Raw genomic sequence first — 14,935 nt, 5'->3', positions numbered from 1 at the left:
TGGAGACGATTGAGCCCATTGAGCTGCAGGCGCCAGAACAGGAGCAGGAGCAGGACGCAGACGAGCCCGAGTAGGCGCCGAGCGCGCTTACCTCAACGCATCCGCGAGACCTGTCACCGGCGGCTCGGCGAGCCGCCGAATGACGATGCCAGCGAGGCTGAGCCCGAACAAACCGGGCAGATAGCTGATGGTGCCGTTCACGGCGCGCGCTCGACCGCGATCACCGGGCGCCGGCGGCAGTGGCGGACGCGGTGGCTCGTCCGACCAGACTGCGATAATCCCCCGCCCATAGCCCCTGCGGCGCAAATGCTGGCGCACCTTGCGCGCTAGCGGGCAGCAGCCGCTGTCCATCAGATCGCCCACGCACAGCCGCGCGGGGTCGAGGCGGCCGCCGGCGCCCATGCTGCTGACGATCGGAACCCCCGCATCCAGGGCCGCGCCGAGCAAGGCCAGCTTGCTGCTCAGACTGTCGATCGCGTCGACGATCTGATCGAAGCCCCCCGCCCCGATCCGCATCGGGAGTTCGTCGGTGGTCAAGAACGCCTGGATATCGGTCACTCGGCAGGTTGGATTGATATCCAGGAGACGCTCGCGCATGACCGCGACCTTGGGCTGCCCGAGGGTGCTGTGCAGGGCGCAGAGCTGACGATTGAGGTTGGACGCGGCCACGCAATCGCCATCGGCCAGGATCAGCTCGCCAACGCCGGCGCGCGCCAGCGCCTCGGCAGCGAAGGCGCCGACGCCGCCGAGCCCGGCCACGAAGACGCGCGCGGCGCGCAGGCGCGCGACCCCCTGGTCGCCGATCAGGATGCGGGTCCGCGCCGAGAGGTCGTCACTCGCCGCCGACATCATCGACATCGAGGCGCAGCAATCGACAGGCGTTCGCCGTGGTCTGGGCGGCAAGCGCGGCCGGCGACTCCTCACGCACCTCGGCCAGCGCCGCCAACACCTCCGGAAGATAGGCGGGGCTATTGCGCTGATACCGATGCGAGGCAACGGTCAGATCCGGCGCGTCGGTCTCCAGCACGATGGCCGTGGGCGGCAGCTCGGCGGCCAGGCGCCGCAGCCGGCGCGAACGCTCGAAGGTCAGCATGCCGCCGAAGCCGAGACAAAAGCCCAGCTCGATGTAGCGGCGCGCCTGCTGCAGGCTGCCGTTGAAGGCATGGGCGCTGCCGCCGATCACCGGCGTCTCGGCCAGCAGGCGCAACATCTCCTCATGCGCCTTGCGCACATGCAAGAGCACCGGCAATCCGGCGTCGCGGGCCAGGGCAAGCTGCGCGCGGCAAAGGTCGAGCTGGCGCTCGCGATCGGCATCCTTGGCATGGAAATCGAGCCCGATCTCGCCGACCGCGACCGGGTTTTCGGTCGCGATCACCTGCTCGAGCGCGGCCAAATGGTCGTCGCGATGGCGATCGAGAGAGAGAGGATGCAGCCCGAGCGCGGGATAGAGCCCGTCATCGCCGGCACACAGGCCGAGCAACTTCCCCCAGCCTGCGGCATCGATGCCAGGCACGACCATCGCCGCGACCCCGGCGGCGCGCGCGGCGGTCAGCACCTCGGCGCGATCGGCATCGAAGTCGGCGACATCGAGATGGCAATGGGTGTCGATCAGGCGCATCGCTCAGTCCGGCCAGGGGTTTCTTGGCGGGTTTCGCCAGCGGGCTTGCGCGCCAAGGATGACGGACGACCTAGGGCTCACCACATCAAATCGTCCGGCACCTTGTAGTCGGCATACTCGTCCTCGCCGTCCTCGGCCTCGGCGCGGTTATGCACCAGCACCAGCGCCGGCTCGGCCGCCGCCAGCCGCTCGGCCACGGTCGCCGGCACCAGTTCATAGAAATCATCATGGCGCACGATGGCCAAGCGCCCGTCAACCAGATCCCGATGCTGCGCGGCGCTGACGTAGAGCCGCTTGAGCGCCTTGCCATCGGTGAAATTGTAGGCCCGATCACCGTCGGCGCGCGGAACCCGGTTGTCGCGCACCAGTTGCCAGAGCGCGATCTGCTCGGCCTTGCGCTTGGCCTCCTCGTCGCGCTGCCGGTTCAGTGCCCGATCCCGAGCCCGCTTCTCGGCGGCGGCCTGTTGCGCCTGCTCGCGCTGGGCCGCGTCCGGCGTCGCCGCCCCGGAGCGTTTTTGCTTGCGTTTCTTGGACTTGGTGTGCTTGAGCTGCTGTTCGCTCGCCAGCCCGGCCTTCACCAGCTGATCTTGTAAGGAGCCTGCCATGCGTTCCACCCTCTTGCGCTGTGGTGGCGGATTGTACCTGCTCTGAGCGACCGTCACCCCGGCAGAGCGTGGGTGACCTGTTCCAATGATCAACCAGGCTCAGCCAACAGCAGGAGCCGCTTCGACATCGGCGGCGTGCGCACTGCGGCCCAGCCCAGGCGCGGCAGCATCGCTGCCAGATCGAACCGGCGATTGAAGCGATAGCGCAACTCGCCAAGAGCGCACGGCAGGTGTTTACTACAGGCGGCGGGAGAGGAGTCGCCCCGATGACATGTCAGCTCAAGGGCTGCGATGCCGTTCTTCTGCTGGGTGAGCAGGAACATCGCCAGCAACCAGGGCGTCAGGCGTACCGGTTCCGGTTGATGGCCCCTGTTGCCTGACCTGAAGTCTAGATCATTGGAGCCTTCCGATGCCATCAGTGTCTGCACTGCTAGATTGCCGCACCGAAACGGCGCTCAGGGCATTTCGCGCGCGTTTGCAGGAACGCTTTGGTACGCAGCTGAGAGGCATGGTCCTTTTTGGCTCTCGTGCTCGAGGCGAGCATCGTGACGATAGCGATGCCGATGTCGCTGTTTTTCTGCAACCTGTGACCGATGCCATTGCAGCGCAAATGGATATGGCCGCGGATGCCTACGCGGTGTTTCTCGACACGGATATCCTGATTCAGCCCTGGGCCTTTGGCGGCACGCCTGAGCAACCCGAACGAGATCGGGCGATGGATCTCTTGGATTCGGTCCAAGCCGAGGGCATCGTACTTTGAGCGAGCGTTGCCTGGCCCTTTTCGACAAGGCGCGCCGAGCGCTTGAGGCGAGCCGACGCGCCCTGGATCAATCGGATCGAGAGACCGCATCGGATCGTGCTTACTATGCCGTCTACTACGCGGCCTGGGGTCTGCTGGATCTCGCCGGGGCTCCTCGCCCCAAAACCCACAATGGGCTTATCGCAGAATTTTCTCGGCACTACGTCAAGGAGAAGCAGGTCGACGTCGAGATAGGCGCCATCCTCTCTCGGCTACAACAACTCAGGCTGGTTGCGGACTACACCCTGGAGCCGATTCCCTTGGACGATGCAAAGCGCGCGATTGCTGAGGCGGAGCGATTCATCGCCGTTGCTGAAGCGCTTATGGCTGCGGCGCCTCCCGCGTCTTGACGAAACGCGGCCGCCCATGATCGTGAGCCATAGATGACTGACACCCTTGCGACCACGCGGCTCCGCTGGTGGCCGGGCTCGGCAGCACCAACGCGGCGGGCGCGCCATCGCCTCGGCTCATGTCGGCGCCCGCCTGCGCGACCCGGGGCGGTTGTCCTCAACAACAGCCGGGCGAGGGTATACAATCGCGCGCTGCGCCCAAGGCTTCCGGAATCACGGGAAGCCTACTCGTTGCCCAGGAGAAGCCATGAACCGCCCTTTCACCCTTCGAGCCCTTTTGATCATGACCGCCTTGGCGGCCGCCTCGCCCACGCTCGCGAGCGAGATCGGTTATGTCGACATGCAGCGCGTCCTGGAGGAGAGCGATCTCGGCAAGGCCGCGCAGGCCAACCTGCAGGAACGCTTCGGCGACGAGCAGCAGGCCTTTGCGCGCGAGGAGGCCGAGATTCGCCAACTGCAACAAACCCTCGAGCGCGATCGCCCGCTCATGAGCGCGGCCCAGGTCGAGAAGACCGAGCAGGAGATCCAAGGCCGGATCGAGCAATTCGAGGAGGCCTTTGCCGAGATCCAGCAACAGTTAGCCCGCGCGCAGCAGCAGGAAGGCCAAAAGATCCTCCAGCCGGCGCGCGATGCCGTGATCAGTATCGCCAAGCAGCGCAAGCTCGATGCGGTCTTCGAGGCCAATCAGTCCGGCGTAGTCTATCTCGACGACGCGGGCGACATCACCGACGCGGTGATCAAGTCGATGAATGCCGACGCAAACTAGCATCGGACCCGCCCCGGCTCGATGGGCGGCTCGACCGGCGATCCGAGCCGTGATGGCCGCTCGACCCGATTGCCGGACAACCCAGAAGCCCAGATTCCACCGGATGTTCGTGTCCGGGCGTCAGGGCGAATGGCGATAGCGGTCAAGATTCCGCCATTTTGCTAACTCAGATCAGCTTTTTTCGTCCCGACCAAGGGCAATCGATGACCGCTGGTTTACAATCCTGATGAGGGCACCCAAGCGCATCGCGTCCCGTTGCGCCCTGGCCCGACTGACAACACCGTTCACTACGACATCGGCGCCGCCATCGAGGCGCCGCCGTTCCGGAGGATCGCAAGCCGATGCTTGGAGAAATGCACGACGTGCTCCACGAGTTCCCCGAACTCGAAGACAAGATTGACGAGATGCGCGCGAGCAACGCCGCCTTTGCCGAACTCATGGACGACTACGATGAGCTGGACGCGAAGGTTCGCCACCTCGAGGAACTCGGCACCCCGGTGGCCGACGAAACCATCGAGGATCTCAAAAAGCAGCGCCTGCTGCTCAAGGACAGACTCTACGATCTGCTTCGCACCTGACCCCGCAGCGCAAGCCATGGGTGCAGCCGCCTGTCGCTCACAGGCCGCTAGCCCCTGAGCGAGCGACATCGAGCCGCTCTTGCTCGAGAGGGCGGGGCCGCGCGCAGCCAATCCACCGGGCACGTCACAAGCGGCCCAACCTCATCCCCAGCCCGTGGCGGACCCGCCCTTCCGATTGACCACACTCGGGAGGGCGGCGGCAGCCCATCTCCCCGAGCACCCCCGATGACAGGGGCGAGTCATCCATGCGATCCTCCTCAGCCTCCGCCGATCCGCTGGATCGGCCACGCAGCCGACGGTTACGGCCGTTGCTCCGCCTGCTGGGTTTTACCAAGCCCTATCTCGGACGACTCCTGCTCGCCCTGACGGCGCTGCTGCTCGCCGCCGGCACGCTGCTGGCCTTTGGTCAAGTCATTCGCAACGTCGTCGACACCGGCATCGCCAGTGGCTCCTCGGCGGCGCTGGATCAGGCGCTGCTGTTCTTTTTGCTGGTCGTGGTGCTCCTGAGTCTCGCCGTCGGGCTGCGCAGCTGGCTGCTGAACTGGCTTGGCGAGCGCGTGGTGGCCGATGTGCGCCGCGCCGTCTTCGACCGCGCGCTGGCGCTGGACGTCGGTTTCTTCGAGACCACCCGCACCGGCGAGGTCATCTCGCGCCTGACCAGCGACACCGCGCTGTTGCAGATCGTGGTCGGCTCCACCCTCGCCATGGGGCTGCGCAGCCTGCTGCTGGCGATCGGCAGCCTGGCGATGCTGGCCATCACCAGCCCGGAGTTGACGCTGTTGGTCGTGCTCGGGGTGCCGGTGGTGCTGGTGCCGGCCTGGTTGCTCGGCCATCGGGTGCGCCGCTTCTCCCGGCTCAGTCAGGACCGCATCGGCGATGTCGGCGCCTATGTCGACGAGACCCTGCATGGCATCCGCACGGTCCAGGCCTTCTGCCATGAGCCGGTGGACCGGGCGCGCTATGCCGAGCGCGTCGAAGCGGCCTTCGGCACGGCCATGCGGCGCTCCGTGAACAGCGCGCTTTTGAGCACGGTGGTGACCCTGCTGACCTTCGGCGCCATCGGACTCGTGCTCTGGTTCGGCGGGCGCGAGGTGCTGGCCGGGCGACTCAGTGGCGGCCAGCTCTCGGCGTTCCTGTTCTACGCGATCCTGGTCGCGGGCAATGTCGGCTCGCTGTCGGACATCGCCGGCCAGCTCCTGCGCGGCGCCGGCGCCGCCGAGCGTTTGATGGAGCTGCTCGAGACCGAGCCCTCGATCACCGCGCCGGCGTCGCCGCGCCGCCTGCCGACGCCGGTGCAAGGCCAGGTCGAGGCCCAGGCGGTGACCTTTACCTATCCATCCCGCCCCGAGCGTCCCGCCATTGCCGGCCTCGATCTGGCGATCGCGCCGGGCGAGCAAATCGCCCTGGTCGGCCCCTCCGGCGCCGGCAAGTCGACCCTGTTCCACCTGCTGTTGCGGTTCTACGACCCGGAGCAAGGCGCGCTGCGTCTCGATGGCATCGATCTGCGCGACCTCGAGCCTGCGGCCTTCCGGCGCCAGATCGTCATCGTGCCGCAGGACCCGGTCATCTTCGGCGCCGACGCGCTAGAGAACATCCGTTACGGCCTCGAGGTGGAGGAGGCGGCGGTCACGGCGGCGGCCCAGGCGGCACATGCGCATGAATTCATCGAGCGGCTACCGGACGGCTATCGCACCTTCCTCGGCGAGCGCGGCGTGCGCCTCTCCGGCGGCGAGCGCCAGCGCATCGCCATCGCCCGCGCCATCCTGCGCGACCCGGCGGTGTTGTTGTTGGATGAGGCCACCAGCGCGCTCGATGCCGAAAGCGAGCGCCTGGTGCAAGACGCCCTCGACCATCTGATGCGCGGGCGCACCAGCATCGTCATCGCCCATCGCTTGGCCACGGTGCGCAATGCCGACCGTATCCTGGTTCTGGATCAGGGGCGCATCGTCGCCAGCGGTCGCCATGAGACGCTGCTCGCCGAGGATGGCCTCTATGCCCGCCTCGCGGCCCTGCAGTTCCAGGATCGGCCGATTCCAGCCGCGGACGCGCCCCGTCGGCAGGAGCCGGCGAGGCGCGCGCCCGATGAGACCAGACTCAATCCTCGCCCGCGCTCTGGCGCTTGATGTGCTGACGGATCTCCTGGGGCCGCGGCAGCCCGCGAATCCTCACTTCCGGATCGTCGCCAGCGGTATAGACCTTGAGGTCGCCGGCCCCGAGCAGGCGTTGGAACAGCGACTGCTCGACCCGCACCGTGCGCACCGAGGTCATGTTGATCTCGATGTACTGCTTGCTCAGCAGCCCATGCGTCCAAATCAGCTCGTCCTCGTTGATCTCGAGATGATCCATCAAGGTCGCCAGCCACCAACGCAGCAGTTGGAACAGGCCGACGGCGATCAGCCCGTAGCCTAGCCAGCGCGGCTCGAACCCGTCCGGGAGTTGCAACGATTGCTGGGCCTCGGGCGGGAGCGGGAGCGTGCCGGTGAGCACGATCGCCGCCCCGCCCAAGACCATCAGCCACGCGATCAGGGCACCGAACGGGTGCGAGCGCCAGACGGAAGGATTGGCCTTGTACAGCACTTCGGGCATCGCATAACTCCTTGGGCGGGAGGTGGGAGGAACGCCACCCGACCGCGCGCGGCGAAGGCCTGCCGCCCGGGTGGCATCGCGTGGCGAATCATCGTATCAGTATTCTCGCGAGCCGAGAATGCACCGCTGGAGATCGGCTCCGCGATCAGCCGACGAAGGCCTTGAACGCATCGAGATCAAGCCGCTGACCGGGACCTGCCGGGTCGCCCGGCTGCCGATAGCCGGAAAGGGTGTTGCCGGCGCCGATGCAGGGCCAAGGCGGCGGCGCCTGCAGCCAGCCGCCATCGGCGCTGCGCATGTGCCGGCGATCACTGGCGAAATCGGCGAGATAATGGGCGGCGGCGACGACCCGAAAGCATGGCTGCAGCCATGCTGGCAACCTGACCTCATGCGGGAAACTGCGCTCGAGCCAGGTGCCCGCCGCGACGGGCAGCGGCAAGCGCGAGTCCAGATCCCAGATGCGCCGCTGCTCGTCGAGCGCGATGCAATGATAATCCCACCAGACCAGACCAGCGGCGCCGCCCGCGCGTTGCTCGGCGATCGGGCAGGCTCCGCCCTGGCTGGCGACGAAGATCACCTGCGCCATGCGCACGTCGGTCGGTGGCTCGGCACAGAGCCACCAGATATTTTCCTCGCAATAGAACGGCTGATAGCGCAAGCGCAACCGATCGCCGGAGGGGGCGCACGCTGGTTCGCGCATCGCCGAGCGTTTCGCAGCGCTCACTCGGCGAACAGTTCGCGGAAGAAGTCTTGCATGCGTTGCCAGGAGCGGGCGTCGGCCTGGGCGTCGTATCGCAGGTTGTCGATGCCGTAGTCGCCGACATCGGGGTTGGTGAAGCCGTGCCGCGCGCCGCCGTAGATGTCCATCTCCCCGTTGGCGCCGGCGCGCTGGCGCCAAAGCTCGGGATCGACCGTGACCTCCTGCATCCATTCGCGCGCTTGCGCCGGCCGATCGGTGACCTGATCGTTGCCGTACATGTCGGCGGCGAGGCCAGCCGTGAACAGGGCGGTAAGCGGATTGCGAGGGCGCATCGAAAACGCTCCATGGATGGATGATGGGTGATCGCGATGGCGAACCTCATGCGGGGCAGGCGTCGCGTGCAGCGACCATAGACGCAATGCGGGCCCCGCGACAAGCCTTGATCGCACCGCCGCCGTGGGCGGCCCTCGCAGTCGCTGGCGGCGGTCGCCGGTTTTCATTGCCTTGATGCCGGGGTAGACTCCTTTGAAAAGTGGGCGCGAGCGGTGCGCATACGCCCCTGATCGGCCTGACCCCAGCGCCAAGACCCGCCTCTGCTTCCTGCCAGCTCGAACGCTGTACCCCGATGAACGATACCCAGACCCTGTCCGGCTCCGAGCGTGATATCGCGCTGTTTGCCACCCTGCTCGGCGAGGTGCTGCGCGAGCACAGCCGCAAGCGCGTGTTGGTGGTGGTGGAACGCCTGCGCGAAGGCTTCCTGACGCTGCGCGAGGCCGACGACCCGGAGCTGCGCGCGAAGCTGATGAAGCGCATCAACAGCCTCGACCCGCAGACGCTCGCGGAGGTGATCCGCGCCTACACCATCTATTTCAGCTTGGCGCATCTGGTCGAGGATGTGCATGCCTTTTTGCATCGGCGCTCGCTGGTCAGCGCTGGTGGGCGGCTGTGGCGCGGCTCGTTCGACCACACCCTGCGCCAGTTCCATGCCGATGGCATCGATGCGGCGAGCCTGCAGCGGCTGTTGAACGAACTCGCCTATCTGCCGGTGTTCACCGCGCATCCGACCGAGGCCAAGCGCCGCACCACGTTGGAGACCCATCGGCGCATCTTCCTGCTGACCCTGGATCTGCACCGCCACAAGCTCAACGAGGAGGAGCAGCAGGATCGCCTGGGGCAAATCCTGAGCGAGATCCAGGTGCTCTGGAAGACCGACGAGGTGCGGGTACACAAGCCGCAGGTGACCGACGAGGTGCGCCAGGGCCTGTACTTCTTCCGCGAGTCCTTGTTCGAGACCCTGCCGCAGGTCTATCGCAACCTGGAGCGCGCGGTGCGGCGCCTGTACGGCATCGAGAGCGGCGTGACGGTGCCGAGCTTCGTCGGCTTCGGCTCCTGGATCGGTGGCGATCGCGACGGCAATCCGTTCGTGAAGCCGGAGACCACCGAACTGGCGGTGCGCATGCACTGCGAGCTGGTGCTGGAAGAATACAGCGCGCGGGTGCGGCGCTTGACGCGCATCCTCAGCCATTCGAGCCTGCTGGTGCAGCCGTCGACGCCCTTCCTCGATGCCCTCGACGATGACGAGGATTATTGGCTGCATACTATGCGCCAGACCCATCGGCGCTATTTCCACGAGCCCTATCGACGCAAGCTGTTCATCGTCCAGCATCGGCTCGAGACCACGCTGGCGCGGGTGCGCGCGCGCATCGACGACGATCAAAGCCCGGAGAACCTGCCGGAAGGCTACGCCCACGCGGACGAGCTGCTCGAGGATCTCTATCTAATCCGCGACTCGCTGATCAGCCATGGCGATGCCAACGCCGCCGATGGCGAGCTCAAGGATCTGATCCGCCTGGTCGAGAGCTTCGGTTTCCATCTGGTGCACCTGGATGTGCGCCAGGAATCGACCCGCCACACCGAGGCGGTGATCGAGTTGTTCGCGCGCCAAGCCGGCGCGCCCCTGTACGAGGCCTTCAGCGAGGAGCAGAAGCTGGTCGCGCTCGCCGAGGCCATCGGCCACCCGCATCCCTTCCATGTCGACAAGGGCACCCTGACCCCGGAGACGCGCGAGACCCTAGAGGTGTTCGAGTCGATGGCGCGCATGCGCGCCGAGATCAGCGAACAGGTGTTCGGCGCCTATGTGATCTCCATGACCCACTGCGCCAGCCATGTGATGGAGGCGATGCTGCTCGCGCGTCTGGCCGGCCTGGCCGGCCACACGCCGCAGGGCTGGTTCTGCCATCTGCGCATCTCGCCGCTGTTCGAGACCATCGAGGATCTGGCGCAGATCGAGACGGTGATGTCGGCGCTGTTCGACAACGCGACCTATGCCGCCCTGCTCGCGGCCTCGGGCAATCTGCAGGAGGTGATGCTCGGCTACTCGGATTCTTGCAAGGACGGTGGCATCCTGGCCTCGGCCTGGAACCTGTACGAGGCGCAGGAGACGATCATCGCGCTCGCCCAGGCGCGGGGCATCAAGTGCCGCTTGTTCCATGGCCGTGGCGGCACCATCGGCCGCGGCGGCGGACCGACCCACGAGGCGATCCTGTCGCAGCCGGAGGACACCGTCCACGGCCAGATCAAGTTCACCGAGCAGGGCGAGGTGCTCTCGTATCGCTACGCCAACCCCGAGACCGCGCTCTACGAGCTGACCATGGGCATCAGCGGCCTGATGAAGGCGAGCCGCTGCGTGATCGACCCGCCGACCAAGCCGCGCAAGGACTTCCTCGGCATCATGGAGGAGCTGGCGCGGCTCGGCGAACAGCATTACCGCACCCTGGTCCGCGACACGCCGGGGCTGTTGGACTATTTCTACGAGGCGACCCCGGTCGACGCCATCGCCTTGCTCAACATCGGCTCGCGGCCCTCGCATCGCAAGAAAGCCGATCGCTCGCTGGGTTCGATCCGGGCGATTCCGTGGGTGTTCGGCTGGGCGCAGGCGCGCCACACGCTGCCGGCCTGGCTCGGCATCGGCAGCGCGATCGAGCAATGGCGCGGCACCGACCTGGAGCGCCTGGCCAAGTTGCAGCGCATGTATCAGGAGTGGCCGTTCTTCCGCGCCATCCTGAGCAACACCCAGATGTCGCTGTTCAAGGCCGAGATGGGCATCGCGCACGAGTATTCGCAACTGGTCAGCGACCAGGCGCGCGCCGAGCGCATCTATCGGGAGATCGCCGATGAGTATCAACGCACCCTGACCCAGGTGCTCAACGTCGCCGGGCTGCACGCGTTGATGGAGGAGACGCCCGAATTGCAGCTCTCGCTGGCGCGCCGCAACAGCTATCTGGACCCATTGAACCATATCCAGATCACCCTGCTGGAGCGCTATCGCAACGAGCCGAACGAGAAGGCGCGCAAGGAATGGCTCGACCCGCTGCTGCGCTCGATCAACGCGATCGCGGCGGGGATGCGCAATACCGGTTGACGGCTGAGCTTGGTATCCTTCCGATGAAACACTGGTTATGGCTGCCTGCTGTCGTGATCCTCCTGGATCAGGCAAGCAAATGGCTGGTTTTGAGCATCCTCAGGCCCTATCAGGCGCTTGAGATCCTGCCCTATCTCCATCTCACTCTCATGTTCAACAAGGGCGCTGCGTTCAGCCTCCTGGCCGATGCCGGCGGTTGGCAGCGCTGGCTATTCGCCGGGTTCGCGCTACTGGTCACGCTGGCGCTGGTGATCTGGCTGTTACGTCTGCAGGCGAACGAACGCTTGCTCGCCATCGGTCTCGGTCTGATCATCGGCGGCGCGGTCGGCAACCTGATCGATCGCGTCGCCTTCGGTCACGTGGTCGATTTCATCCAGGTCTATCTGCCGGCGATTCCGCTGCGGCTGTTCAACCCTTGGCCGGCGTTCAACATCGCCGATAGCGCGATCAGTCTCGGCGTGGTGCTCCTGTTGATGGAAACCGTTCGCGGCGAGCGCCCGCGACAACCCATGGATGGCTGAGACGCATTCGCCCAACCATTCACCACGGAGATGAGATGAAGATCGCCATCCTGTCGCGCAATCCGAAGCTGTACTCGACGCGCCGGCTCGCCGAGGCAGCGCGCGAGCGCGACCATGAGGTCCGCGTCATCGACGTGTTGCGCTGCTATATGAACATCACCTCGCACGCGCCCTCGATCCACTACAAGGGCGAGACCCTCACCGGCTTCGACGCGGTGATTCCACGCATCGGCGCCTCGGTGACCTTCTACGGCACCGCCGTGTTGCGCCAGTTCGAGATGATGAACGTCTACCCGCTGAACGAATCGGTCGCGATCACCCGCGCGCGCGACAAATTGCGCTCGCTGCAATTGCTTTCGCGCCGCGGCATCGGCCTGCCGATCACCGGCTTCGCCCACACCCCGGACGATATCGAGGATCTCATCAAGATGGTCGGCGGCGCCCCGCTGGTGATCAAGCTGCTGGAGGGCACCCAGGGCATCGGCGTGGTGCTGGCCGAAACGCGTCAGGCGGCCGAGAGCGTGATCGAGGCCTTCCTCGGTCTCAAGGCCAACATCCTGGTGCAGGAATACATCAAGGAGGCCAAGGGCGCCGATATCCGCTGCTTCATCATCGGCGAGAAGGTGGTCGCCTCGATGCGCCGCCAGGCCAAGCCCGGCGAGTTCCGCTCCAACCTGCATCGCGGCGGCAGCGCCGAGCTGATTCGCATCACCCCCGAGGAGCGCTCGACGGCGGTGCGCGCGGCCAAGATCATGGGTCTGAACGTCGCCGGCGTCGACATCCTGCGCTCCAACCACGGCCCGGTGGTGATGGAGGTCAACTCCTCGCCCGGACTCGAAGGCATCGAGACCGCGACCAACAGGGACCTCGCCGGTCAGATGATCGCCTTCATCGAGAAAGACGCCGTCGCCGGTAAGACCCGCACCCGTGGCAAGGGCTAGCCCCGCAGCCTCCGGGCTGCGCGTCGACGGACACCTGGTGCGCGCTGGCGAGCGCCGGCGACTGGACCTGCCGCTGCCGAGCCTGTTCACCCAAAACCCGGTGGTGCTGCCGGTGCATGTGCTACACGGCCGCCGGCCCGGCCCGCGCCTGTTCGTCACCGCCGCGGTCCACGGCGACGAGATCAACGGCATCGCCATCATCCGCCGCCTGCTGGCCAGCACCGCCTTGCGCAACCTGCGCGGCACGCTGCTGGCGGTGCCGGTGGTCAATGTCTATGGCTTCGTGCGCCACTCGCGCTACCTGCCCGACCGGCGCGATCTCAACCGCAGCTTCCCCGGCTCCGAGGGCGGCTCGCTGGCCGGTCGGCTGGCGGCGACCTTGATGAGCGAGATCGTCGCCGACAGCGATCTCGGCATCGACCTGCACACCGGCGCCGCCCATCGCGAGAACCTGCCGCAGATCCGCGCCCGCGTCGAGACCATCGGCATCCCCGACCTGGCGCGCGCGTTCGATGCGCCGGTGATCCTCGATGCCGACCTGCGCGACGGCTCCCTGCGCGCCGCCGCCGCCGCGCTCGATGTCCCGGTCCTGCTCTACGAGGCCGGCGAGGCGCTGCGCTTCGATGAACTCTCGATCCGTGCCGGCGTGCGCGGCATCCTCGGCGTCATGCGCCAGCTCGGCATGATCCGCGATCAGGCCCGTCGCCCGCGCTCGCCGCACCCGCCGGTGATTGCCCGCTCCAGCGTCTGGGCGCGCGCCCACACCAGCGGCATGCTGCGCTTCGCGCGCCCGCTCGGGGCCTGGGTCGAGAAGGGCGAGCGCCTCGCCACCGTCGCCGATCCCTTCGGCAATGGCGAGGAGGCCGTCACCGCCCCCACCGCCGGCATCGTCATCGGCCGCATGAATCTGCCGTTGATCACCGAGGGCGAAGCGCTGTTCCACATCGCCCGTTTCGAGACCGGTGCCGTCGCCGATACCGTCGAGCGCTTTCAAACGCTGCTCGAGCCCGATGATCCGCTCGCGGAGCCCATCGACTGATGGGCTGACGAGCAGCGCGCTGTAGCCGCGCCTATTCAGACGACGTGCTCGCAGCCGGCGCGGCGGGCGCTGGATACCCATAGCCCGGATACGCATAGCCGTAAGGCACGCCGCCGTAGGCATAGGGATAGCCGCCATAGTAGCCCGGATAGCCGCCCCAATAACCGGGATAGCCATAATAGCCCGGACCATACCAGGGGCCACCCCAACCATTCCCCCAGCCGGGACCCCAGCCATCGCCCCAATTCCAGGGATTAAACGGTCCCCAAAACGCATTCGCGGAGCCAGCGCCGAAGAGAGTGACGCCAGCCAGACCAACAGCAAGCAACAGACGCTTCTTGAGGAGCATGTTCTGATCTCCGCTTAGTGAGATGGTCGATCGAGGGAACCGGCTCAACGGCGCCGGCCCAAGCCCAGCTTATCCAGGCCGCGATCGGTGTCGTTTGATGAGGGTCAATATTTGCCGGTCATGCTTCCAGGAAGGACCTTAAGGAACGCCTCTGCGGAGAGCGTCCGCGGCACCAGTCGCCCGCTCGGACCGGGCCGCATGGTCACCACCTGGCGTGACTGCTCCGGACCATGACTGACATGGATCGGCTTGTCCGCGCCATAGAAATAGAGCCGATCGAACGGCGTGTGCTCGACCACCCAGCGCGCCACCTCCAGCATGTCCTCGTCGGCGATGATGAAGTCCACCGCCGCGCCAAGACGCGGGCAGACCAGATTGCCGAGCCGATTGCGCTCATGCGCCGCATGCTGATCGCGCTTGGGATCGATGCGCCCCGGAATCCGCCGCGCCAGGGCCGGCGAGCAGAAGCCATAGGTGAGCTGGAGCATGCCGAACCAATCGATCACCGGGTCCAGCACCTGTTCGGCCAGCTCGAGCAGCGCGATATAGCTCTGCGGCTGTTGCGGGCGATTGTCGAATCCGGCGCCGGCGCTGCCGGAGGCTCCATCGCCATTGCCATCGCCAGCGCCAGCCTCAGCCGTCAACCGCTGGCAGGTCTCGCC

16 protein-coding genes and 2 pseudogenes are annotated in these 14,935 nt (G+C 66.5%); 9 read left to right on the top strand and 9 right to left on the bottom strand.

Features of this window, described 5'->3' with window-relative positions; all coding sequences use genetic code 11:
- Positions 1-87: 87 nt before the first annotated feature.
- From ACLFQI_RS05690 to ACLFQI_RS05675, 4 genes and pseudogenes are all read right to left on the bottom strand, one after another.
- The gene (locus ACLFQI_RS05690) at positions 88-849 is read right to left on the bottom strand and encodes a ThiF family adenylyltransferase (protein ID WP_410757912.1); all 762 of its coding nucleotides are present in this window, start codon (positions 847-849) and stop codon (positions 88-90) included.
- A complete protein-coding gene (locus ACLFQI_RS05685) occupies positions 833-1,618 on the bottom strand; it encodes a TatD family hydrolase (RefSeq protein WP_410757911.1) in 786 nt (261 codons plus the stop codon). Before ACLFQI_RS05685 ends, ACLFQI_RS05690 begins: the two co-directional genes overlap by 17 nt.
- A 77-nt stretch (positions 1,619-1,695) precedes the next feature.
- Positions 1,696-2,223 (bottom strand): DUF2058 domain-containing protein, encoded by a 528-nt coding sequence (locus ACLFQI_RS05680; protein ID WP_410757910.1) that lies wholly within the window; start codon positions 2,221-2,223, stop codon positions 1,696-1,698.
- Positions 2,224-2,312: 89 nt separating this feature from the next.
- Positions 2,313-2,456: pseudogene (locus ACLFQI_RS05675) on the bottom strand (IS1595 family transposase); the annotation flags it as partial.
- A 185-nt stretch (positions 2,457-2,641) separates the two neighbouring features.
- On the opposite strand from ACLFQI_RS05675, the gene ACLFQI_RS05670 reads away from it, so the two are divergent.
- From ACLFQI_RS05670 to ACLFQI_RS05650, 5 genes are all read left to right on the top strand, one after another.
- A complete protein-coding gene (locus ACLFQI_RS05670; protein ID WP_410757909.1) occupies positions 2,642-2,983 on the top strand; it encodes a nucleotidyltransferase family protein in 342 nt (113 codons plus the stop codon).
- The gene (locus ACLFQI_RS05665) at positions 2,980-3,372 is read left to right on the top strand and encodes a HEPN domain-containing protein (protein WP_410757908.1); all 393 of its coding nucleotides are present in this window, start codon (positions 2,980-2,982) and stop codon (positions 3,370-3,372) included. Before ACLFQI_RS05670 ends, ACLFQI_RS05665 begins: the two co-directional genes overlap by 4 nt.
- Before the next feature lie 247 nt (positions 3,373-3,619).
- Positions 3,620-4,138, top strand: coding sequence for an OmpH family outer membrane protein (locus ACLFQI_RS05660; protein WP_410757907.1), 519 nt, complete (start codon positions 3,620-3,622; stop codon positions 4,136-4,138).
- Positions 4,139-4,479: 341 nt separating this feature from the next.
- On the top strand, positions 4,480-4,716 hold the full coding sequence (locus ACLFQI_RS05655; protein WP_410757906.1) for a DUF465 domain-containing protein: 237 nt from the start codon (positions 4,480-4,482) through the stop codon (positions 4,714-4,716).
- 245 nt (positions 4,717-4,961) lie between these two features.
- On the top strand, positions 4,962-6,839 hold the full coding sequence (locus ACLFQI_RS05650) for an ABC transporter transmembrane domain-containing protein (protein ID WP_410757905.1): 1,878 nt from the start codon (positions 4,962-4,964) through the stop codon (positions 6,837-6,839).
- Here the strand turns inward: ACLFQI_RS05650 and ACLFQI_RS05645 are convergent.
- From ACLFQI_RS05645 to ACLFQI_RS05635, 3 genes are all read right to left on the bottom strand, one after another.
- A complete protein-coding gene (locus ACLFQI_RS05645; protein ID WP_410757904.1) occupies positions 6,811-7,302 on the bottom strand; it encodes a PH domain-containing protein in 492 nt (163 codons plus the stop codon). The genes ACLFQI_RS05650 and ACLFQI_RS05645 overlap by 29 nt on opposite strands.
- Positions 7,303-7,447: 145 nt before the next feature.
- A complete protein-coding gene (locus ACLFQI_RS05640; protein ID WP_410757903.1) occupies positions 7,448-8,002 on the bottom strand; it encodes a hypothetical protein in 555 nt (184 codons plus the stop codon).
- Positions 8,003-8,022: 20 nt separating this feature from the next.
- Complete coding sequence (locus tag ACLFQI_RS05635) at positions 8,023-8,334, bottom strand: dienelactone hydrolase family protein (protein WP_410757902.1); 312 nt, start codon at positions 8,332-8,334, stop codon at positions 8,023-8,025.
- Between the two features lie 293 nt (positions 8,335-8,627).
- On the opposite strand from ACLFQI_RS05635, the gene ppc reads away from it, so the two are divergent.
- The 4 genes from ppc to ACLFQI_RS05615 are packed head-to-tail and all read left to right on the top strand — an operon-like array spanning position 8,628 to position 13,924.
- A complete protein-coding gene (ppc, locus tag ACLFQI_RS05630) occupies positions 8,628-11,423 on the top strand; it encodes a phosphoenolpyruvate carboxylase (protein WP_410757901.1) in 2,796 nt (931 codons plus the stop codon).
- A gap of 23 nt (positions 11,424-11,446) precedes the next feature.
- A complete protein-coding gene (gene lspA / locus ACLFQI_RS05625) occupies positions 11,447-11,944 on the top strand; it encodes a signal peptidase II (protein WP_410757900.1) in 498 nt (165 codons plus the stop codon).
- Positions 11,945-11,979: 35 nt separating this feature from the next.
- Complete coding sequence (rimK, locus tag ACLFQI_RS05620; RefSeq protein ID WP_410757899.1) at positions 11,980-12,885, top strand: 30S ribosomal protein S6--L-glutamate ligase; 906 nt, start codon at positions 11,980-11,982, stop codon at positions 12,883-12,885.
- Entirely contained in the window at positions 12,872-13,924 is a 1,053-nt protein-coding gene (locus ACLFQI_RS05615; protein WP_410757898.1) for a succinylglutamate desuccinylase/aspartoacylase family protein, read from the top strand. The genes rimK and ACLFQI_RS05615 overlap by 14 nt, the downstream gene beginning before the upstream one ends.
- Before the next feature lie 31 nt (positions 13,925-13,955).
- Here ACLFQI_RS05615 and ACLFQI_RS05610 read toward each other — a convergent pair whose 3' ends face one another.
- Complete coding sequence (locus ACLFQI_RS05610; protein WP_410757897.1) at positions 13,956-14,252, bottom strand: hypothetical protein; 297 nt, start codon at positions 14,250-14,252, stop codon at positions 13,956-13,958.
- Between the two features lie 125 nt (positions 14,253-14,377).
- Positions 14,378-14,935: pseudogene (locus tag ACLFQI_RS05605) on the bottom strand (hypothetical protein); the annotation flags it as partial.

It is taken from the genome of Halochromatium sp., from assembly GCF_046541315.1.
Taxonomy (GTDB): domain Bacteria; phylum Pseudomonadota; class Gammaproteobacteria; order Chromatiales; family Chromatiaceae; genus Lamprobacter.
The sequence above is the reverse complement of the archived record's forward strand: the minus strand, read 5'-3'. Positions and strand labels throughout refer to the sequence as shown.